14 protein-coding genes and 1 tRNA gene are annotated in these 21148 nt (G+C 44.4%); 2 read left to right on the top strand and 13 right to left on the bottom strand.

Annotated features, from left to right (window positions below):
- Positions 1 to 183: 183 nt before the first annotated feature.
- The 3 genes from carB to ACTQWB_RS00850 all read right to left on the bottom strand — a co-directional run bounded on the left by carB (position 184) and on the right by ACTQWB_RS00850 (position 4819).
- Positions 184 to 3399: a carbamoyl-phosphate synthase large subunit gene (gene carB / locus ACTQWB_RS00860; protein ID WP_441499913.1), complete on the bottom strand. Its 3216-nt coding sequence runs from the start codon at positions 3397 to 3399 to the stop codon at positions 184 to 186.
- The gene (locus ACTQWB_RS00855) at positions 3399 to 4475 is read right to left on the bottom strand and encodes a carbamoyl phosphate synthase small subunit (protein ID WP_441499912.1); all 1077 of its coding nucleotides are present in this window, start codon (positions 4473 to 4475) and stop codon (positions 3399 to 3401) included. The genes carB and ACTQWB_RS00855 overlap by 1 nt, the downstream gene beginning before the upstream one ends.
- A 260-nt stretch (positions 4476 to 4735) precedes the next feature.
- Positions 4736 to 4819: transfer RNA gene (locus ACTQWB_RS00850), tRNA-Leu, on the bottom strand.
- A 211-nt stretch (positions 4820 to 5030) separates the two neighbouring features.
- Here ACTQWB_RS00850 and ACTQWB_RS00845 point away from each other — a divergent pair.
- The gene (locus tag ACTQWB_RS00845) at positions 5031 to 5270 is read left to right on the top strand and encodes a helix-turn-helix domain-containing protein (RefSeq protein ID WP_441499911.1); all 240 of its coding nucleotides are present in this window, start codon (positions 5031 to 5033) and stop codon (positions 5268 to 5270) included.
- A gap of 133 nt (positions 5271 to 5403) precedes the next feature.
- Here ACTQWB_RS00845 and ACTQWB_RS00840 read toward each other — a convergent pair whose 3' ends face one another.
- The 9 genes from ACTQWB_RS00840 to ACTQWB_RS00800 form a co-directional block, all read right to left on the bottom strand.
- Complete coding sequence (locus tag ACTQWB_RS00840) at positions 5404 to 5859, bottom strand: signal peptidase II (RefSeq protein ID WP_441500101.1); 456 nt, start codon at positions 5857 to 5859, stop codon at positions 5404 to 5406.
- A gap of 115 nt (positions 5860 to 5974) precedes the next feature.
- The gene (locus ACTQWB_RS00835) at positions 5975 to 6565 is read right to left on the bottom strand and encodes a DUF7575 domain-containing protein (protein ID WP_441499910.1); all 591 of its coding nucleotides are present in this window, start codon (positions 6563 to 6565) and stop codon (positions 5975 to 5977) included.
- A gap of 48 nt (positions 6566 to 6613) precedes the next feature.
- Entirely contained in the window at positions 6614 to 8050 is a 1437-nt protein-coding gene (clpX, locus tag ACTQWB_RS00830) for an ATP-dependent Clp protease ATP-binding subunit ClpX (RefSeq protein WP_441499909.1), read from the bottom strand.
- Between the two features lie 151 nt (positions 8051 to 8201).
- Entirely contained in the window at positions 8202 to 9872 is a 1671-nt protein-coding gene (locus tag ACTQWB_RS00825) for a S1C family serine protease (protein ID WP_441499908.1), read from the bottom strand.
- Between the two features lie 152 nt (positions 9873 to 10024).
- Complete coding sequence (locus tag ACTQWB_RS00820; protein ID WP_441499907.1) at positions 10025 to 10942, bottom strand: glycosyltransferase; 918 nt, start codon at positions 10940 to 10942, stop codon at positions 10025 to 10027.
- 170 nt (positions 10943 to 11112) lie between these two features.
- Positions 11113 to 12525: an LCP family glycopolymer transferase gene (locus ACTQWB_RS00815; RefSeq protein ID WP_441499906.1), complete on the bottom strand. Its 1413-nt coding sequence runs from the start codon at positions 12523 to 12525 to the stop codon at positions 11113 to 11115.
- A gap of 14 nt (positions 12526 to 12539) precedes the next feature.
- Entirely contained in the window at positions 12540 to 13943 is a 1404-nt protein-coding gene (locus ACTQWB_RS00810; protein WP_441499905.1) for an undecaprenyl-phosphate glucose phosphotransferase, read from the bottom strand.
- Between the two features lie 183 nt (positions 13944 to 14126).
- Positions 14127 to 15083, bottom strand: a complete 957-nt coding sequence (locus tag ACTQWB_RS00805; protein ID WP_441499904.1) for a glycosyltransferase family 2 protein — start codon at positions 15081 to 15083, stop codon at positions 14127 to 14129.
- Positions 15084 to 15092: 9 nt separating this feature from the next.
- Entirely contained in the window at positions 15093 to 16964 is a 1872-nt protein-coding gene (locus ACTQWB_RS00800) for a glycosyltransferase family 2 protein (protein ID WP_441499903.1), read from the bottom strand.
- A gap of 281 nt (positions 16965 to 17245) precedes the next feature.
- Here ACTQWB_RS00800 and ACTQWB_RS00795 point away from each other — a divergent pair, with 281 nt between their 5' ends.
- Positions 17246 to 18496, top strand: a complete 1251-nt coding sequence (locus ACTQWB_RS00795) for a D-alanyl-D-alanine carboxypeptidase family protein (protein ID WP_441499902.1) — start codon at positions 17246 to 17248, stop codon at positions 18494 to 18496.
- Between the two features lie 177 nt (positions 18497 to 18673).
- Here ACTQWB_RS00795 and ACTQWB_RS00790 read toward each other — a convergent pair whose 3' ends face one another.
- Entirely contained in the window at positions 18674 to 21148 is a 2475-nt protein-coding gene (locus ACTQWB_RS00790; RefSeq protein WP_441499901.1) for a glycosyltransferase family 2 protein, read from the bottom strand.

Raw genomic sequence — 21148 nt, 5'->3', positions numbered from 1 at the left:
AAATTTAGTTTTTGTTTATTACTGTTCACTGATCGCATTCCGCGAGGTGTTTTTTGTGACCAAAGGTCACAGAAAACCCGAGACTTGCGGCGCGAAATCATGCGAAAGCATGATTTCTGTGCATCGCGAAGCGTGTTGCTGTGAACGGAGTGAACAGTAACCTTTTGTTTAACAACTTACTATTTATCTTCTGGCGATTGTCGCAATATCAATCAGGCTCAGCTTATTAGCGTCTGTATTCTCAAGGCTGGTTACCAGTGCTTCTGCAGTATCAAGGCTGGTAAGAACATTTACACCAGTCTCGATGGCATTACGTCTGATCACAAATCCGTCCTTCTGATGCTCAACACCCTGGGATGGGATGTCGATAACCACATCGATCTTATGGCCAAGGATCAGGTCCATAAGGTTCGGTGCCGGCTGCTCCAGCTTGTTGGTACGGATTACCTTAACACCATGCTCTTTCAGAGTATTGGCAGTTCCTCTTGTAGCATAGATACGGTATCCAAGTGCTTCGAATCTCTTAGCGATCGGAACAGCATCCTCCTGCTCCTCAGGTCTTACTGTCATGATCATGTTCTTGTACTTCGGCAGACGGATTCCAGCTCCAAGGAATGCTTTATACAAAGCTTCATTGAAGGTCTCTGCAATGCCAAGGCACTCACCAGTAGACTTCATCTCCGGTCCAAGGCTGATATCAGCACCGCGGATCTTCTCGAAAGAGAATACCGGCATCTTGATGGCAATGTGTTTTGCCTCTGGCTGAAGACCTGGCTCATAGCCCATATCTTTCAGCTTGTATCCAAGGATTACCTTAGTTGCCAGCGGTACGATCGGAATACCGGTAACCTTGCTGATGTAAGGCACGGTACGGCTGGAACGTGGGTTCACCTCAATTACATATACATCATCACCCAGCACGATGAACTGGATGTTGATCATACCAACTACGTGAAGTGCTCTTGCAAGACGCTTGGTGTATTCCGCAATGGTCTCTTTTGCCTTCGCACTGATGGTTCTTGCAGGGTATACGGAAATACTGTCACCAGAATGGATTCCGGCACGCTCGATATGCTCCATGATACCAGGGATCAGAATATCTTCGCCGTCGCACACTGCGTCAACCTCGATTTCTTTTCCCATCAGGTATTTATCAACAAGGATCGGATGCTCCTGTGCGATCTGGTTGATCACACCAATATACTCTTCTACATCCTCATCGCTTACAGCGATTCTCATGCCCTGACCACCAAGTACATAGGAAGGACGAACCAGAACCGGATAACCCAGCTCATTTGCTGCCTTTTTCGCCTCTTCTGCGGTGAATACAGTGTGTCCCTTCGGTCTCGGGATCTGGCATTTCTCAAGGATCTCATCAAACAGCTCACGATCCTCAGCAGCATCTACATTCTCAGCAGATGTTCCCAGGATCTTCACACCCATCTTGGTAAGTGCTTCTGTAAGCTTGATGGCTGTCTGTCCACCGAACTGTACAACAGCTCCGTCCGGTTTCTCAATATTTACAATGTTCTCAACATCCTCCGGTGTAAGCGGCTCAAAATACAGCTTATCCGCAATATCAAAGTCAGTACTTACTGTCTCAGGATTGTTGTTGATAATAATCGTCTCATAGCCTTCTTTTGCAAAAGCCCAGGTACAATGTACGGAACAGAAGTCAAATTCAATTCCCTGTCCGATACGGATCGGACCGGAGCCAAGTACCAGGATTTTCTTCTTATCTGGTGTGGCAATAGCCTCATTCTCTGTACCTTCATCTCCATATACAGAATAGTAATATGGAGTTGCAGCAGCAAACTCAGCTGCACAGGTATCAACCATCTTGTAAGCAGCTTTGATGCCATACTCTGCACGGAGATCTTTGATCTCTTCTTCTGTTTTACCTGTCAGACGGGCAATGATGTAGTCCGGGAATTCCATGCGTTTTGCTTCCAGAAGAAGCTCTTTGGTAAGCTTTCTGTTCTTCAGCGCATTTTCCATTCCTACAAGGATTGCGATCTTATCAATGAACCAGATATCGATCTGGGTAATATCATGAAGCATGGACTGCGGCATTCCACGACGGATTGCTTCTGCGATCTTCCAGATTCTGCGGTCATCTACAATCTCCAGCTCTGCGAGAAGCTCCTCATCTGTAAGCTGGGTAAAATCATAAGACATAAGGCTGTCTACATGCTGCTCCAAGGAACGGATAGCTTTCATAAGAGCGCCCTCGAAGTTATGGCAGATACTCATAACCTCACCGGTAGCTTTCATCTGGGTGGTAAGGGTTCTCTTAGCTGTGATAAATTTATCAAATGGAAGTCTCGGGATCTTAACTACACAATAGTCAAGCATTGGCTCGAAGCTTGCATATGTTTTTCCGGTAATGGCATTTGGAATCTCATCCAGGGTATAGCCAAGTGCGATCTTAGCTGCAACCTTCGCGATCGGATAACCGGTAGCCTTACTTGCAAGTGCAGAGGAACGGCTTACACGCGGGTTAACCTCGATTACGCAGTACTCGAAGCTGTCTGGCTTCAGAGCGTACTGAACGTTACATCCACCTGTGATTCCAAGCTCTGTGATAATATTAAGAGCTGATGTACGAAGCATCTGGTATTCTTTGTCCCCAAGTGTCTGGGAAGGAGCAACTACGATAGAGTCTCCTGTATGGACACCAACCGGGTCAATGTTCTCCATGTTGCAGACAGTAATGCAGTTTCCTGCACTGTCACGCATTACCTCGTACTCGATTTCTTTCCAGCCTGCGATACAACGCTCTACCAGTACCTCTCCTACACGGGAAAGACGAAGACCGTTCTCCAGGATCTCACGAAGCTCGTACTCATTGTGAGCAATACCGCCGCCGCTTCCACCAAGTGTGTAAGCAGGACGAAGAACAACCGGATAACCGATGGTGTTTGTAAATGCAAGACCATCTTCTACTGTGGTAACAACCTTGGAAGCTGCAACCGGCTCACCGATTTTCTCCATGGTATCTTTAAATTCCTGACGGTCCTCAGCTTTCTTGATTGTCTGGGCTGTGGTACCGATCAGTCTTACATTATGCTCTTTCAGGAAGCCTTTTTCATCCAGCTCCATGGCAAGGTTCAGGCCAGCCTGTCCACCAAGGGTAGGAAGAACACTGTCTGGCTTCTCCTTCAGGATCAGCTGCTCTACTACTTCTACAGTAAGAGGCTCAATATAGACACGGTCTGCAATGTCTTTATCTGTCATAATGGTAGCCGGGTTGGAGTTCAGAAGAACAACCTCCATGCCTTCTTCCTTCAGGGAACGGCAGGCCTGTGTTCCTGCGTAATCGAACTCGGCTGCCTGGCCGATGATGATCGGACCAGAACCAATAACAAGTACTTTTTTAATGTCTTTATTTCTTGGCATTATTTATTTCCTCCCATCATATCCATAAATCTGTCAAACAGGTAACCGGAATCCTGTGGTCCCGGGCATGCCTCCGGATGGAACTGTACGGTGAAAATATTCTTGCCAACGTAAGCCATTCCTTCGTTTGTACCATCGTTTACATTTACAAATGCCGGATGGGCAATGTTTTTCTCCTCAAGATCCTTGGCATCTACTACATAGCCGTGGTTCTGGGAAGAGATGTAAACTCTGCCTGTGGCAAGGTCTTTTACCGGATGGTTTCCACCACGGTGGCCATATTTCATCTTATAAGTGTCTCCGCCAGTTGCAAGAGCCATCAGCTGATGTCCAAGGCAGATTGCAAAGATCGGAACATCTGAATCGTAAAGCTTCTTTACTTCTTTAATTATAGAAGTACATTCCTTCGGGTCTCCAGGGCCGTTGCTGAGCATGATTCCGTCCGGATTGTCTGCAAGGATCTCTTCTGCCGGTGTAAGTGCCGGGTAAATCGTCACCTGACATCCACGTTTATTCAGGGAGCGGGCAATATTGCGCTTCGCACCAAAATCCATAAGTGCAACCTTCGGACCGTCTCCTGGGAGAATCTCCTTCTCACGGCAGGTTACTTTTTCTACTACTTTACCAGTTGTATATGCTTTTAACTTAGGGAGAATTGTGTCTAAATCATAATTTTCATCTACCGTGATCATACCGTTCATAGTACCCTTCTCACGAAGGATCTTGGTAAGTGCACGTGTATCAATTCCTGCGATTCCAGGAATATCATGTTTGGTCAAGAAATGCTGAATGGTGTCAACGCTTCTGAAATTGCTTGGAACGCGGGATAATTCACGTACGATAAATGCGTCGATCCAGGGTCTTGTGGATTCCTGGTCTTCATAACAGATTCCGTAGTTTCCTATTAATGGATAAGTCATGCATACTGCCTGTCCTGCGTAAGACGGATCAGTCATTACTTCCAGATAACCTGTCATGGAAGTATTAAAAACGATCTCACTGATGACTTCCCTTGCAGCACCAATGCTGGTTCCTGTAAATACATGGCCATCTTCTAATATCAGAAATGCTTTCATACAATCTCCCTTTCTGTTGTCTTTTTCTGTCTTAATTTGTAACGGTTCAGAGCCAGTCGCATTTTGGTGGTTGGTTCCAAACAGTCACCTTAATTTATCCTAAATCTTCAAGATTGTATCACAGCAAAGTTCTTTTTTCAACAAAATCTGAGCAAAAAAAAATTCTGCCAGGCAAAAAAATATTTGCACAGCAGAAAAAAGCTACTGGATCAGAGCATACAAAATCAAGCTCTTGTATTCGTAACAAAGGAAAAAAATAATGCAGGAGATGGGACTTGAACCCACACGATCTTGCGACCACAGGCACCTGAAGCCTGCGCGTCTGCCAATTCCGCCACTCCTGCATTTCTTATGTTCCAGCCGCTCTCTCGCGACTGCTTGATTATAATACAACACATTCATCCAAATGTCAACACTAATTTTCAAAAAAATTTGAAAAATTTTAAATATTTATTCTTAGTCCATTTTGGTCTTTTTGGTAATTCGCAGAAAGCCGCAATTTATAATGAACCTTGATACTATTTATATCATACTTTTACACCAGAGAAATGAAATATGACGTACAAAAGAATCAGAGAGCTGCGGGAAGACCATGATTTGAAGCAGGGCTATCTGGCTCACTATCTCAATGTAAGCCAGCGTACCTATTCGCGGTATGAAACCGGAGAACGAAATATCCCTCTGGATTCCTTATGCCTGATTGCAGATTTCTATAAAGTAAGCGTAGACTATCTGCTGGAGCGTACTGACGTGAAGCGCCCGTATCCTGCTCCCCGGCTCTCCCCAAAGGACTGAGATTGCCTGGCATAACAGCTGGCCTGATCTGAAAGCATTATTATGATCTGAAAGCATTATTACCTCCAGCTGTCATGAAGCACAGCTCAGAAAACAAAAAGACACCTTACGCTGGTATGGTGTCTTTTTGTTTTTACTTTCTGTTTTTGCTTTCTCTTTTCTGGTCCGGCATCAGGTTCCCAACCGACCACAGAACAGCACCTGCTGCAATGCATGCATCTGACAGGTTGAAAGCGATCTTACGGATTTCTTTCTTCTTGACGTTCAGGCTTACATAATCTGTGACATAGCCTTTATTCCGGCGATCCACATAATTAGACATTCCACCGCCCAGGATCATGGCAAGGCCAGCTTTACTAAGCTTATTTCCTCCATGAAGCAGCTGATGCCAGTATTCTCCAGCTACACAGCCAAGCCCGGCAGCTGCCAGTTCCAGACAGTTCTGACGTCCGATTTTTACCTTTCCCAGAATCCTATCCTTATTATGGCAGTTACGAAGGATCAGCTTTCCTCCAAGCACTTCTTCTCTGCTTCCCTGCAGACGTGTACTGTCAATATATTCTTTTATTTTATAATCCAGCAGGAAAATGCCGCTGGCAATTGTCAGAGATAATATGACTGCTGCCTCCTTTCATTTATAAAGATGTCTGCATAAGCATACATCATCGTTTACTGCCACAGAATGATTTTTGCAAAATTATTCCTTATTCTGCTGTGTTTTCAGATTTTTCCGGTGTTTCAACAGTCTCTTCGTTTTCAGTGCCTTCTAGGTGTTCGGTCTCTTTTACGTCTCCTGCTTCCTCCACGCTTTCAGCTGTGTTTTCCTCTGCCTCTACAGCCTCAGTTTCCTGTACTGTCTCAGCATCCGCCTTCTCCTCTTCTGCTGGGGCATCCTCAACTACGTCACCTTCTGCCTTCTCTGGCTCCGGAGTCGGGCATACAGCCCCACAGAATGGACAAAATGCCACGCTCCGGTCAACAGACTTGCCACATGCAGGACATATTTTCTGTCCTTTTAAGCGCGCTGCCATGTCCTGGTATCCGGCAATAATATCCATATGCTGCTGAATTTCCTCACAAAGCCCCAGAAGCCCTTCCTCCACTTCAGCTCCTTCTTTGTATTTCTCAAAGATCACATTTCCAATGTCTGCCTGCAGTTTCCGTACCATCTGCTCCTCGCTGGAAATCTTACTTTTGATTTTCTGTGTCTCGTACAGCTGGCCGGCTTTTTTGCCAAGATCCTTGGTCGTCCTTGTAATCGTGTCACTTAACTCATCAAAAAAATCACGTGCCATAATACCGTCTCCTTTACTTATAAAATAGTTATAAAGCCTCAAAGTTAATTACTGCGCAGCTCCGATCAGCGGAACCTCCTGGCCCCTGAGCAGGATTCTCGGTCCACCTGTTCCTTCAATATATTCTCTGGTGATGATCACCTGGCCAATGCTGTCATCCTTTGGAATCTCATACATGATATCCAGCATATACTCTTCCAGGATTGCACGAAGTCCTCTGGCTCCGGTGTGCTTTTCCAATGCTTTAGCTGCAATGGCATGAAGCGCATCCTCTTCATAATCCAGCTTCACCTCATCCAGGGCAAGTAACTTCTGGTACTGCTTCAGAATGGCATTCTTAGGCTCTTTCAGGATCTGGACCAGCATATCCTCATTCAGGCCATCCAGAGTATATATGATTGGCAGACGTCCGATAAATTCCGGGATCATGCCAAATGCGCGAATATCATCTACAGTAACCTTCTCCAGAATGTGCGGATCATTGTCATATTTATCCTTCAGATCTGCATAGAAGCCAATGGAAGCCTGCTTATTCAGTCTTTCTTTGATAATGTTTTCCAGATCCGGAAAAGCACCACCACAGATAAACAGAATATTCTTAGTATTTACAGTAACCATAGGAACCATAGCATTCTTGCTGTTCGCTCCCACCGGCACCTCAACCTCGCTTCCCTCCAGAAGCTTCAGAAGTCCCTGCTGCACAGCTTCACCGCTTACATCACGCTGATTGGTATTTTTCTTCTTAGCCAGCTTGTCTATCTCATCAATAAAGACAATACCATGCTCTGCCTTCTCCACATCATTGTCTGCAGCTGCAAGAAGCTTGGAGATAACGCTCTCAATATCATCACCGATATAACCAGCCTCTGTAAGGGATGTGGCATCTGCAATCGCCAGCGGCACATCCAGAAGTCTGGCAAGTGTCTTAACCAGATACGTCTTGCCACATCCTGTAGGTCCGATCATCAGCATATTGGACTTCTCGATCTCAATCTCATCCATAGTGTCTGTCGCCACACGTTTATAATGATTGTAAACAGCAACAGACATAACCTTCTTTGCCCGTTCCTGGCCTATTACATATTCGTCAAGGCTGGCCTTGATCTTATGGGGGGCCGGAATCTTCTTAAGGTCGATTTCCGGCTTGGCATCTTCTTTTTTCTTCTTTACCTTCTTCGGGCGGGGAATCGCATCCTGAAGACTGCCCAGATTGATCATGCTTACATTGGGCATATTCAGAAGATCATTCAAATTCAGGCCGTTATTCATCTGATGTGTCATGGTATCAAAGCTCTTCTGCATACAGTCGTTACAGATATGTATATTATTAGGCAGCTCGATCATCTTACCAGCCTGGCTCTCCGGACGGTGGCACAGAAAACAGAATTTCTCATATTCACTGTCATCCTCATGATCCTCGTTCTGTGTCTCTGTTATATCGCCATCGATGATCTCATCTTTTTCATCGTTAAAATGATCTGTCATAATTATTCCTTTCCAATCTCGTAAAATAGTAATATTCATTTTTATTGTAACATACTTTTCGCTGATTTAGAAATTAACTTTTTATAAATTACAGGTAATTGTTCTGAATCAGCCTCCCAATACCATAAAAGGGAGCATCCGCTCCCTTTTATCACTGGTTACTATCTGGCCTTGCGCTTAAAGTAACATTTACAGTTTCTTCCTCATATTCTCCGTCATTTAAACGGGCAACCTGAATCTCAATTTCTTCTCCTGCTGAATAATACTGAAGCTTGTCATTAATATCAGCCTTACTGGAAACCTTCTGCCCATCCAGCTTGGTAATGATATCACTTTTCCGGATTCCAGCTATATCAGCAGCTTCCCCTGGAGCCACATACATAACAAACGCACCAGACGGCATATTATACATCTGAATGGCCTCTCTGGAAAGGTCTGCAAATTTGATTCCCAGGTATCCTACCTGTGATTCATCCGAAACCTTATCCCTGGTCTTCCGGTTCATAAGCTCTTCCAGGATTGGCTGTGCCTTGGAAATAGGAATCGCGTATCCGGTACCTTCCACACTGCTTGAAGCAATTTTCGCACAGTTAATACCGATCAGTTCTCCCTGCATGTTCAGAAGTGCACCGCCACTGTTTCCAGGGTTAATCGCTGCATCTGTCTGAATCAGGTCTTCATAGGTATTGGAATCAGACTGGACGGTACGTTCAAGGGCACTTACCCATCCTGATGTTACGGTCTGGCCATAGCCCAGTGCATTTCCAATGGCAACCACCTGCTCCCCAACTGCAAGATCATCAGAATTGCCAAGCTGGGCAATTTTGATCTGATCCATGGTTTCCTGTGGAATGTCGCTCTTTTCAACTGCGATCACTGCAAGGTCTGTATCTTCATCTGTTCCCTTTATCTTAGCAGAAACGGCACCGTCAATGTTCAGGTCACCATTTCCATTCACATAATTTTCTGTTTCCTGCTCCGCATTCACTACATCACTTCCAATGAAGCAGACGCTCAGAGTAGTGGCTCCTTCTACTACGTGATTATTGGTAGCGATCAAAAGCTCATCATCATTCTCACCCACAATGATGCCAGATCCACTTCCTGTGCTTGGATATTCCATTCCGTATCCGAAAAAGCTGCGGATTTCCTGCATGCTTACAGAAGTAATCGCTACAACAGAGGGCATTGCCGCCTGGGCAACACCAGCTACAGGCCCTTTCGTATTCGCAACTACGTCAGCACTGGTGCTGTCACTGGCACTGCTATCTGTAGTGCTCTCCCCGGTATCTCCAGCTGCAACAGAAGAGGTAAGCGTCTCCGCAGTCCCAACTGTAGCCGGCGTCTCTTTCTTAAAATATTTATCTGACACTACATTCACGGCCTGGAATACAAGTCCTGCAACCAGTCCGAAAAGTACTGCCAGGGTAATAGTATTACCTGCCTTTTTTCCAAAGCCTGACTCTGGCTTCCCATCTGTCTGGTGTCTGTGATGTCTGCGTTTTGGTTCTTCCTCTGGTTTTTTCTCCTGTTCATCCACCTGGTAATGTGCATATTTAGGTTCAGAAGATGGTTCTCCAGCTTCATTTCCTATATTGCTTCCAGCTGTATCTCCAGTGGTATTCCCCGATGTATTCTGATAATTCCTGCCAGAAGCATAATAATTCCCATTATCTGGATTTCCGGTATTCCCACCATTCCTACTGCTTGTATATTTGTAGTGATAGGTCACATTCTCATTCAAATCCTCTTCGGGGGCTGACTGCTGGGCTGCATCATCCGTCTCCTTTGGATCCTGCCCCCAATTCCATTCATCACTCATGTTATGGCTCCCTTCTGTTTCCTTACTGTTCATTTACTTTTCTTGTATGATATCAGTTTACCAAGCAATTGTGTTGAAATTGTGATAGATTCTTTAAGAAAAGGTGACGCACTGATACCGTTTATTTCGAAACCTGTCTGCCGTAAAAAAGATTATTTTTTCCAGTATTCCGGGTTCATCGTGCAAAATAGAATCATACCTTTGGAAAGCTTCTGATATCTTTTTCCAAGAAAATACCCTATATATTTAAAACCGCTTTGTCCGATCAGTTTGGGGATCAGCCATACATGCCCGGTTTTTAACAAATAGGCAAAGCTTTTCTTCACAAGGCGCAGTCCTTCCCCTTCTGAAGGTATTCCCTGAAAAATTTCCGGATGGTCTGCCTGGGAAACTCCCAGGTCAAAGTTCCGGTGAAACTGCTGCCTGCAGGAATAATTGTGGGAATGAATCACACAGGCATCTGCCGCATATGCGATTCCATATCCCTGTTTTGCCATAGTCCCCGCATAAATCATGTCTTCGTTAAAAATAGCCTTATTTACAAAGCCACCAACTTCTTCATAAATGCTCTTTTTATATGCAGCGCACACATTCGAGCAGAAATAAGTTTTGATTCCATATACACCTGTATCTTTTTCCCACTTTACAGATGACTGTGCCGGATAATTAAAGGATCTGGTGTACTTTTCCAGGTAAGCACAATCTTCTCTTGGCAGCTGTCTGGCATAGGCAGCTCCCACTTTGGGATCTTCCTGTAATGGGCGGATCAGATTCCGGATCAGGTTTTCGTCTGCCGGAACTGCATCCTGTGTCATAAACACCATAATATCGGCGTCTGACAGCTCTGCGCCAGCCCGTCTTGTACCGCCGTGGTCAAATTCTGCTTTGCTAAGATGGGTTACCTCTACTTTCGGAAATTTTGCCTCCCATTCTGGATTCCAGAATTTCTTTTCCGTATTCATCACAAGAATTTTTGTCACCTCATAGCTTTGTCTGCAAAGTGATTCCAGCAGTTTTTCAAATTCTGTTCCCGGATGATATGCGGGAATAATGATATCAACAGTTTCCATTCTATTCTATCGCCCCTTATTACAAAGTGTGGTTCCTATTTCAAACCCAATCATTTTCCAGCCAATCATTGATTAAAAAGGGGAACCGCTTCCTTTCGAATGGTTCCCCTTCATTTATACGACCGTTCATCACCAAGCTTCAAAACGCCCGGTTCTGAACAGTTACCATTTTATTCATATCCGCTTCCATCGTCAAAACCGGAATCTGATGAACCATCATCCCCGCTTCCGTCATAGCCGCCATTGTCATAATCAGCACCGCTATCATAATCGCTTCCACTGTCGGAATTGCTTCCATCGTTGTAGTCATTACCACTGTCATAATCGTTTCCGCCATTATAATCATTTCCGCTGTCGTAGTCACTTCCACCACTGTAATCATTGCCACTATAATCACTGCCAGAATTGCTTCCACTATAGTCATTATAATCGTAATTTCCGCTTCCATCGCCCTGCCATACGATCTCATCTGAGGAACCAGCTTCATTACTTGCCAGCGGAGCCTGATCTACCAGTGTATCAGCACCACCTACCAGTTCAATGATCTTGGCATTTGCGTCTACAATGTTCTGGGACGGCTGGTAATTCTCATCTGCGCCGTAGAGGAACTTGTGAAGCTCTTTTACATTCTCTTCAAGGGTATCGGCAACTACCATACTTGCTTTTTTAACATCTGCAAATTTATACTTGGATGGGAAACCGGTAGTATCGCTGATATTATACCCCATCAGATTCGGAATCAGGTTGAGAAGCTCTGTCTTGCTGACAGATGTGGAAATCATCGGGAATACCTCGTCCATAATATTAAAGATCGTAGTCAGCCCGGCTGATTTCGCCTTGTCTACCATCAGGCCGATAACCCGGCGCTGACGCTCTGTACGTCCCATATCCATACTTGCAGTGTAACGGATACGGCAGTAGGATACGACCTGTACTCCGTTCAGATGATACTCTCCAAGTGTCTCTTCTTCATTTGCAGGTTTCGGATCTGGAAGTGTTACAGGTGTATAGCTCTTACCGGTTTCTTCTGAAGTCTCTATACAATAATCATTCATAAATACCATTTCTGCATAAGAAAGAGGCAGGTCAAGTCCACCAAGAGCATCCACTGCTGACACCATCGCATTAAAGTTAACTGTTACATAATCTGTAATATTCAGATCCAGCATCGTATTCAGCATAGAAATTGCCTGCTCCGGGCCGCCATAAGCATAAGCTGCATTTGCTTTGGTATAGGTGTCATTTCCAATATCAAGCAAAGTATCTCTGTAAATAGAAGCCAGCTTCACTTCTTTGGTATCATTATTAATACTTGCAATAATAATGGTATCACTGTTCTGGGCATCAAGCGCAGCATTCTTAGAACGCTGGTCTATCGCAAACAGTGCATAAGTGGTGTATCCAGACATCTGCGGAGCAGTTACATTTGTAACGATCTTACTTTCATCCAACTGTGGTGTCTCAATCTTGTTCAGTCTGGAATCTATCTGTCCATATACATACAGACCGCCGATAAATACCAGCAGACAGATAATTTCCAGAATAAACAAAGCAGTCCTCTTTTTTCTACCAGGTCTTGCCATTTTTCTTTCCTTTCTCAATACGCATTCTTGTTTACAAATCCTTTAAAGATTGTCATAAACATGATCTTTATATCCAGTCCCACACTCCAGTTTTCAATATAATAGAGATCATATTCGATTCTCTTACGGATGGAGGTATCACCTCGGTATCCGTTTACCTGTGCCCATCCGGTCAGACCAGGACGCACCTGATGCTTTACCATATATCTTGGAATCTCCTCGCGGAATTTTTCCACAAAAAACGGGCGCTCCGGTCTTGGGCCTACCAGGCTCATATCTCCCTTTAGGATGTTAAACAACTGCGGAAGCTCATCAATACTTGTCCGCCGCATAAATTTCCCGATTCCGGTAACTCTGGGGTCATTCTTCACAGTCCATGCTTTCTTCTCTTCTGCTTCCGGCTGGATCTCCATAGAACGGAACTTATACATCCAGAAAGTCTGGTTATGCAGTCCCACACGCTCCTGACGATAGATCAGCGGCCCCGGGGAAGTCAGCTTGATCAGGATACACATCACCAGCATAACCGGAGATGCCACTATGATCCCGATGATAGAACCCAAAATATCCATCACTCTTTTTACCATAAAATTAAAAGTATTACTTAACGGGACATAGCGTATATTGATCACCGGAAGTCCCAGAATATCTTCTGTATATGGTTTCGTCGGAATAATTTTATTATAATCTGGAATAAACTTTGTATGCACTCCTGATTTCTCACAAAGTGCTACGATCTCTTCCAGTCGGTAATACTCACTTAAGCCCAGTGTAATCGCAATCTCATCCAGTCTGCTCTCAGGCAGGATTACGTTCAGATTGGCAATTCTTCCGATCACTTTGATTCCTTTGTACATAGTACCAGAAGCAACATTGTCATCCAGAATTCCTCTCACCACATATCCCCACTGGGGATTCTGCAGAATGCGGTCGATGTATTCTTCTGCCGCACGGCTGTATCCCACCAGAACTACCTGTTTCTGATTCAATCCCTTCTTCCGCATCTTACGGAGGCCATAGAAAATAAGCATTCTGGCTCCCCAGCTTGCAACAATGCAGATACCATAGAACATATACAGCACAGAACGGGAAATATCGCCCTCTTCAATGGTATATAAAATAAATGTAGTGATCAGAATGCCAAGGGAATTCGCCTTGACAATATTGGACAATACAAGACGTCTTCCCTGCATCCGCATAGGCTCATACAAGGAAAACGCATGATACAGCAAAATATATGCCGGCAAAATAAAAACCAGCGCAGACATATACTGCTCAAAACTTCTCGCACGCACTGCGCTTGCCGCAAACGGTCCGATAAACCTCAGTGCCCAGGCAAAGAAATAAGATATTGTAATTACACAGGCATCTACAACAACATGGAGCCGACTGAAATTCTTCTGATTGTCTCTAATCAATCTCTGCCACCTCTGCCTTCTTCACAGCTGTTACGGACAGAATTTCGCCCTGTAACCCATAGCTTCCATCCATTTATCATGAATAGCAGCCATTCATTCTGTGACTTTCTCTATCTTATAATAGATAAAACAGAATTGCAACCAATTATTCATACATCAAATGTGAAAAATTAATAAATTTTATCAGGCAAAAAACCTGTAAAACATATTCCACCACAGTTCCAGCTGGATTCTGGCATATCTTCCCAGATTTCCAAGATGGAATCTGACTTTTTTATGTTTCCTGCTGATCTGAATACCATTTTTGATTCCAGCCACATACTCTCTTCCCATTCCCTTCTGGGCAAAAAACAAAATCTTCATCCCAAATCCCAGGATCAGGAAAGGAAGGTTCAGAATGATCTGAAGTGTTGGCATGTTTTTGTAGATCAGATAAATATTATTTCTGGAAGAATACCTGGTTTTAAACTGATTGTACCTGGAACCACTTGTGCCGCTTCCTACGTGATATACCAGGGCTTTTGGGGCATACCAGTTCTCATAGCCAAAGATTCTGGCACGGTATCCTACATCAATATCCTCCAGATATGCAAAGTGCTCTTCATCAAAATAACCGATTCGCTCAAAAATTTTCTTACGGTAAATGGCAGCGCCTGCACATGAGGTAAAGATCCGCTCTTCCTTTTCGTAAGTATGGATATCTTTCCCTTTTCCTCTGGCAAAAGCCCAGCCAAGAGCACAATAATAATTTCCTGCATCATCCAGCTTCTCCCGCTCATGGTAACGTATCATTCTGGCGCTGCAGGAGAAAGCTTTTTTGTGCCGTTTTATGGAGGCAAGCATTTCCCTTACAAAGCTTTTTTCTATCTCTGTATCATTATTTAAAAGAAGCACATAAGGTGCCCTCGATGCGTAGATTCCCTCGTTCACAGCCCTGGAAAAGCCAAAATTATCCGGCAATTCCACAATGTGTACCCATGGAAAATTCCCCATTACAAAAGCAACACTTCCATCTGTGGATCCGTTATCCACAAGAATCGTCTCGAAATTCTGGAAATCCTGCTGCTCCAGGCTGGAAAGTACGCCTTCCAGATATGCCACTCCATTATAATTCGGAATAATGACTGATACTTCCTGCATAATGTCTCCTTAGTCTTTCTTCTCATTTTTGCCGGTCATGCCCGGAAGTGGTCTCAAAGAATAATTCCATTTCGTCAGGGACAAATTCTTATTATAATTCGGATCACCTTTTTTCAGAATGTCGATCCAGTTACTTCTCATATATTCGATTTCCCGCTGGAACCGTCTTACCTTTGCGTCGTTATTCTCTGCACCGCGGGTCTTGGATTCCATATGGTATAATTTCGCATAAGGATCATATACCACCAGATATCCTGCTTTCGTGGTCTTCAGACAAAGATCCACATCATTGAATGCAACAGCCAGTTCTTCTGTAAAACCGCCAACCTTATCAAATGCGCTGCGCTTCATCATCATACAGGCCGCAGTCACTGCACTCATATCCTGTAAAATCGACGCTTTGTGAAGATATCCGGTACGGTCAGCTGGCATGTCCACAAACATGTGGCCTGCAATTCCGCCAATTCCGATCACGCAGCCTGCATGCTGGATGGTATTGTCCGGATAGATCAGTTTCACACCAACAGCGCCAACTTCTTTCCTCTGGCATACGCCCAGCATCTCGCCCATCCAGTCTTCGGTAATGATTGTCACATCATTATTAAGGAAAAGAAGATACTCTCCACGGGCATTTTTCACGCCAAAGTTATTGATAGCAGAATAGTTAAATTCCTTTTTCCAACAGATCAGATGAATTCTGGGATCTGTCGAAATCTTTTTGTAATAGTCAAAGATCTCATCTGTGGTGCTGTTATTTTCCACAATAATAATTTCATAATTATCATATAAGGTATTCTTCTTAATGGATTCCAGACATTTTTCAAGGGTCTCCTTTTCATCCTTATTGGGAATGATAATGGAAACCAGAGGATGTCCCTGCACCGGATATTTCACTCTGTAAAATCCAAGATCCGGTGTATGGCTTACTGTGCCCTTTACCCCTGTTCTTTCAAGGTGGGCCTCGATGGCGCGTTTGCCAGCCTCGAATGCGTACATCTTACTTGCCGGATTGTCTGCCGTGGATGCCTTGTGGGTACGCCAGTGGTACAAAATCTCCGGTACGTGCACCACTTCCCTGGCTTTTTCCACACAGCGGAAAATAAAGTCATAGTCCTGGGCTCCGTCAAACTCTCTGCGAAATCCTCCCACTTCTTCCACCAGCTCACGTCTGGCTACGAAAAAGTGACAGATATAGTTATTGGAACGAAGCAGGTCAATATTGAAATCCGGCTTCAGATGCGGCTGAAAATGCTCATCTAACTCTGCAGTTACTTTATCCTCATCTGTATAGACCACATCTGCATCTTCATGCTGGTTCAATGCGTTTACCACCTCATAAAGGGCATTTGGTGCAAGAAGGTCGTCATGATCCAGAAGACCAACAAATGCGCCCTTAGCCATAGCAAATGCAGCATTGGTATTCTCTGCGATTCCCTTATTCTCTGTCAGCTCCTGCCAGCGGATTCTCTTATCTTTCGTGCTGTATTCTTCCAGCACCTTTCTCATAGACTGATCTTCCGGACTTCCATTGGCAATGCACAGTTCCCAGTTCCCATAGGTCTGCGCTACAAGGGAATCGATCATCTGTCTTAAAAATAATTCCGGGGTACGGTAAGCCGGAACTACCACACTGATAAGAGGTGAATAGGCAAATCTTTTCTTTCTTTGTTTGTCAAGGACCGTCTGGTCTGGCACATAGGCCGCATACCAGGGACCATAAGGAATCTCCTCCGGTTCAAAGCGCTCATGAAGCCGTATCCAGAATTCTTTCGGGCCATAATGCTTCAGATATAACAGCCCTTTCTGGATCATATAAGGAGATAATTTTTTGAAGAAACGAGACCACTGGATCCGTCCCTCTGATCCGTTTTTATCGCTCATATTAAAATCCTTTGCATTTATGATGTTCTATTTTAACATTGGAGAAACATTTTTGCAAGGAAGGTGTAAAAGAAAGGTTGAATTGTATCTATTTTTAGGATATCATGATATCTGTATCATACTTTTTAGTTTTACAGAGAAACTATCTTATATGTTATAATTATGATGTTCGTGTCAAAAGGTCTTTTGACACGAACTCGATACCACGGATTGTTCCGCAGCTGCGCTGCTCCCACAATCCTTCATAATTATAATAATTTCATACAGGAGTTCACGATACTATGAAAAAGCGAAAGATATTTTCAGCCCTACTGGCATTTGGACTTTCTGCTTCTCTTCTTTTCCAGATTCCCGTATCTGCGGAAGAAGCAGACCAGACAGCGGCTGAAGCAGTCAGCACCATATCCACCAATTCCATTTCCGGATGGCCACAGGCTTCTGATATTTCTTCTGAAGCAGCCGTGGTCATGGAAAATTCCACCAATACCATTCTTTATTCCAAGAATGCAGATGAGGTACTTTTCCCCGGAAGTACAGTTAAGATCATGACCTGCCTTCTGGCTCTTGAGAATACCCAGCTTGCCGATCAGGTCACCATGACCGCTACCGGAGTCTCCGGTGTCACAGACGGAGGAGCCAGTATTTCTTCCCAGGTTGACGAGGTTTTCACTGTAGAGCAGTGTCTCTACGCCATTATGGTTGCCTCTGCCAATGATATTGCCTTACAGATTGCGGAACATGTAGGCGGTTCTGTTGATGGATTTGTACAGCAGATGAACAGCCGGGCACAGGAGCTTGGCTGTACCAATACCGTTTTCACCAACCCCACAGGGCTTCCGGATGAAAATCAGCACACCACAGCACACGATATGGCTCTGATCATGCAGGCAGCGATCCAGAATGAATCCTTCCGGACCATTGCCGCAGCTACCAGCTACACCATACCAGCTACGAATAAAGCAGCTGCCCGCAATCTTACTAGCAAATTCACCATGACCGATACGGGAAGCACCGGATTCTATGAAGGATGCATCGGCGGCAAAGAGGGTTATACAGAAGCCTCTGGCAGTACACTGGTATGCGCAGCCCAGCGAAGTGGCATGACACTGATCAGTGTAGTTCTCAAAGGTGCCTCCGGACAGACTGCACCTGACGCAGCTTCTATTTTGAATTACGGTTTCGACCAGTTCCAGACACTTTCACTTGGAGACAGTGATTTCAGCATTATCTCCGGCGGCAATGTGGTGGTTCCTGCTGGAACCAGTGCTGACAGCCTTACCACAGAAGATACACAGAATGGCGATGAGATCAGCCGGACCTATTTTTTTAATGGTACTGCCGTGGGCACTGCAACCCTGGAGGTCGCACAGGCCGAAGATACCGCTTCTGTCCAGACAGGCGAGCAGAACATGCAGGCAGCAAAGGATTACTCTGATAACCATACCCAGATTCCTTATTTTGTGATTGCAGGCTTATTTTTACTTCTGCTGATTCTTCTGATCTGGAGAATCGTGAAAGTAGTTAAGTCTTAAAGTGTATTAAAAATACTTTCTGCAAAATATACTGCAAAACGAAGCATACAGATTGCAGAAATTGTTTTTCATTGCATAAATGGTTTTCAAGCAAAAAAACAGACTGAATTTCGAAATTTACTCGAAACCAGTCTGTTTTTTATTATCCAGTCTTTCTACTGGAACAATGATTTTATTTCAGATTACCTCATCCTTCTTCTCCGAAGCCATCCGAAAAGCACAATCGCCTCGCACAATACTCAGGTTCGGATTGTAATAAGGATCTCCTGCTTTCAGAAATTCTGCATGACGCTCCCTGAAATGATCCACTTCCTTCTGGAAGCGCTCTTTTTTCTCCGGTGTATTCTCAAGTCCCCTGGATTTGGATTCATAGTGGTACAGGCAGGCATCCGGCGTAAAGACAACCTTTTTCCCAAGAGCACCTGCACGAAGACAGAAATCAATGTCATTCAATGCCACGGCAAAGCTCTCGTCCAGACCACGTAATTCTTCAAAAACACTTCTTTTTACCATCAGGCAGGCTCCTGTGACAGCACTTTCGTCCTGGGTTGTAATAAGCCTCCACAGATAGCCTACTGCATTCCGGTCATAACCGGTAAGGATATGTCCTGCAAAGCCTGCAATTCCAACCACAACTCCGGCATGCTGGACGGTATTGTCCGGATAGAGAAGCTTCGCACCAACAATCCCTACCTCTTCTCTCTGGCAATATCCCAACATACTCTCCAGCCAGTCAGGAGTGATCACCTCTGTATCATTGTTCAGCAGAAGGAAATAATCTCCATCCGCATATTTCGCGCCAAAATTATTGATTGCAGAATAATTGAACGGTCCTTCCCATTTTACCACCTTAACATTTGGATAGCGCTTTTCCAACTCTTCATAGTACTGGAAGGTCTCTTCCTTTTCACTGTTGTTCTCTATGACCACGATCTGAATATTTTTCCAGGTGCTCTTCTCCATAATGGAGGTCACACATTTATCCAGATCCTCTGTATGATCTTTGTTTGGAATCAGAATGGAAACTTTGGGTTCTCCCTGAATTTCAAAATGGGTTCTGAAAACCACCGGACAGCCGGTATATTCCACAGAAGCCTTGATTCCAAGCCGCTCATAATGTCTTGCCAGAGCCTTTTCACCGGCAATGACTGCATATGGCTTATCATCCGGATTTCCCGCTGTAGATCCCTCATGACTTCTCCAATGATAGAGAATTTTCGGAATATGGCGGATGTTTTCACTTTTGGTATGCTCTGTACACCGGAGCAGGAAATCATAGTCCTGGGAACCGTTATACTCAGGTCTCAAAAGCCCTGTTCTGTCCAGAAGGTCCTTCTTTACCACAACCAGATGACAGATATAGTTTACACAGCAAAGAAGCTCCGGGTTATAGTCTGACTTAAAATGCGGATATAAACGGCGGCCTTTTATGTCAATAATATCTTCATCGGAATAAAGAAGTTCTGCTTCCGGATGGGATGCAATCTCCATTGCCATCTGGTAAAAAGCTTCTTCGGACAGTGTATCGTCATGATCTGCAAACGCAATGTAATTTCCTGTGGCGATTCTGATTGCAGCATTGGTATTCTCTGAAATCTGCAGCTGTCTGTCGTTAAAAACAACTTTTATCCTTGGGTCCTTTTTCTGATATTCCTCCAGCGTCTTCCTGATCGGGGAGTCAGCTCCGCTTCCATCCGAGAGGCAGAGTTCCCAGTTGCTGTATGTCTGCGCCTGTACAGATTCGATCAGGGCTTTCAGAAGATGCTTTTCTGTTTTATACAGGGGAACTACAAGACTGAATTTCACGTCCTCTTTAAAAACAGCTTGTCTCTGTCTTTTCAGCTCCTGCTTGGTAAGCGGATTCTCTTTCAGCCAGGTATGATAAAGCCCGTCTCCCTGTCTCATTTTCCGGATCTTATTTACCGACTTCTGCAACACAGAGGAAATTCCGTTAACGCGGAAAACAGATACCGCTTTTTTACTATATATATCAGCCTTTGCTTTAAGACGTTCCACCTTTGACAGGCCAATCCTGTAAACCGCTTTCTTTTTTTCTTCATCCTGGACTACAAGGTATAATTTTTTACCGGAAATATTTTCTGCACGGAGGTGAAATCCACAATCTTTTCCCACTTCACACTCCCGGAACATTTCCGCAACATCCATTCTTGTTGTCCACTTTACAGTGGTCTTCAATGGATTTTTGTTTTCATCGTATACCTTCAGCTGCAACTGTGTCTTACCTGCTGCCCATCCCGTGACTACGATCATTTTCTGCTCTTCGTGAACCGTTTCACGGTCAACAAAAAACTGCGGTTTTCCTCTTTTTTTCAGAAGCTCTGCTGTCTTTACTTTGTACCAGAGTGTACGCTGGCCTCCAACTACCGCATATGCTTCCAGTTTTTTATAATTTTCAAGGTTTTCTGGCAGTGTAATCAGCACTTCTGCCCATTTTCCTCCTGGATTCTGGACTTCAACAGCGCGCATAACCACAGACATTACCGGCGCTGTATTGATTTCTGCTGTCAGACGGGTGCCATCCATATAGCACTCTATTTCTGCTTCTTTCGGAATTTTCCCGGTAATCATGTATTTGCTGTCATCATTCAAAAGAAACCGCTCTTTTTCTACAAGCATTACCATTTGACTCAT

Origin of the sequence: Blautia sp. HCP3S3_H10_2, assembly GCF_052122375.1 — a bacterium.
Lineage (GTDB): Bacteria > Bacillota > Clostridia > Lachnospirales > Lachnospiraceae > Blautia_A.
The sequence above is the reverse complement of the archived record's forward strand: the minus strand, read 5'-3'. Positions and strand labels throughout refer to the sequence as shown.

Bases quoted from the DNA above. Each gene is read 5' to 3' on its own strand.
- ACTQWB_RS00800 (WP_441499903.1), bottom strand. From the start codon at position 16,964: ATGAGCGATAAAAACGGATCAGAGGGACGGATCCAGTGGTCTCGTTTC.
- ACTQWB_RS00820 (WP_441499907.1), bottom strand. From the start codon at position 10,942: ATGGAAACTGTTGATATCATTATTCCCGCATATCATCCGGGAACAGAA.
- ACTQWB_RS00805 (WP_441499904.1), bottom strand. From the start codon at position 15,083: ATGCAGGAAGTATCAGTCATTATTCCGAATTATAATGGAGTGGCATAT.
- ACTQWB_RS00790 (WP_441499901.1), bottom strand. From the start codon at position 21,148: ATGAGTCAAATGGTAATGCTTGTAGAAAAAGAGCGGTTTCTTTTGAAT.
- ACTQWB_RS00845 (WP_441499911.1), top strand. From the start codon at position 5,031: ATGACGTACAAAAGAATCAGAGAGCTGCGGGAAGACCATGATTTGAAG.
- ACTQWB_RS00835 (WP_441499910.1), bottom strand. From the start codon at position 6,565: ATGGCACGTGATTTTTTTGATGAGTTAAGTGACACGATTACAAGGACG.
- clpX (WP_441499909.1), bottom strand. From the start codon at position 8,050: ATGACAGATCATTTTAACGATGAAAAAGATGAGATCATCGATGGCGAT.
- ACTQWB_RS00815 (WP_441499906.1), bottom strand. From the start codon at position 12,525: ATGGCAAGACCTGGTAGAAAAAAGAGGACTGCTTTGTTTATTCTGGAA.
- carB (WP_441499913.1), bottom strand. From the start codon at position 3,399: ATGCCAAGAAATAAAGACATTAAAAAAGTACTTGTTATTGGTTCTGGT.
- ACTQWB_RS00855 (WP_441499912.1), bottom strand. From the start codon at position 4,475: ATGAAAGCATTTCTGATATTAGAAGATGGCCATGTATTTACAGGAACC.
- ACTQWB_RS00825 (WP_441499908.1), bottom strand. From the start codon at position 9,872: ATGAGTGATGAATGGAATTGGGGGCAGGATCCAAAGGAGACGGATGAT.
- ACTQWB_RS00795 (WP_441499902.1), top strand. From the start codon at position 17,246: ATGAAAAAGCGAAAGATATTTTCAGCCCTACTGGCATTTGGACTTTCT.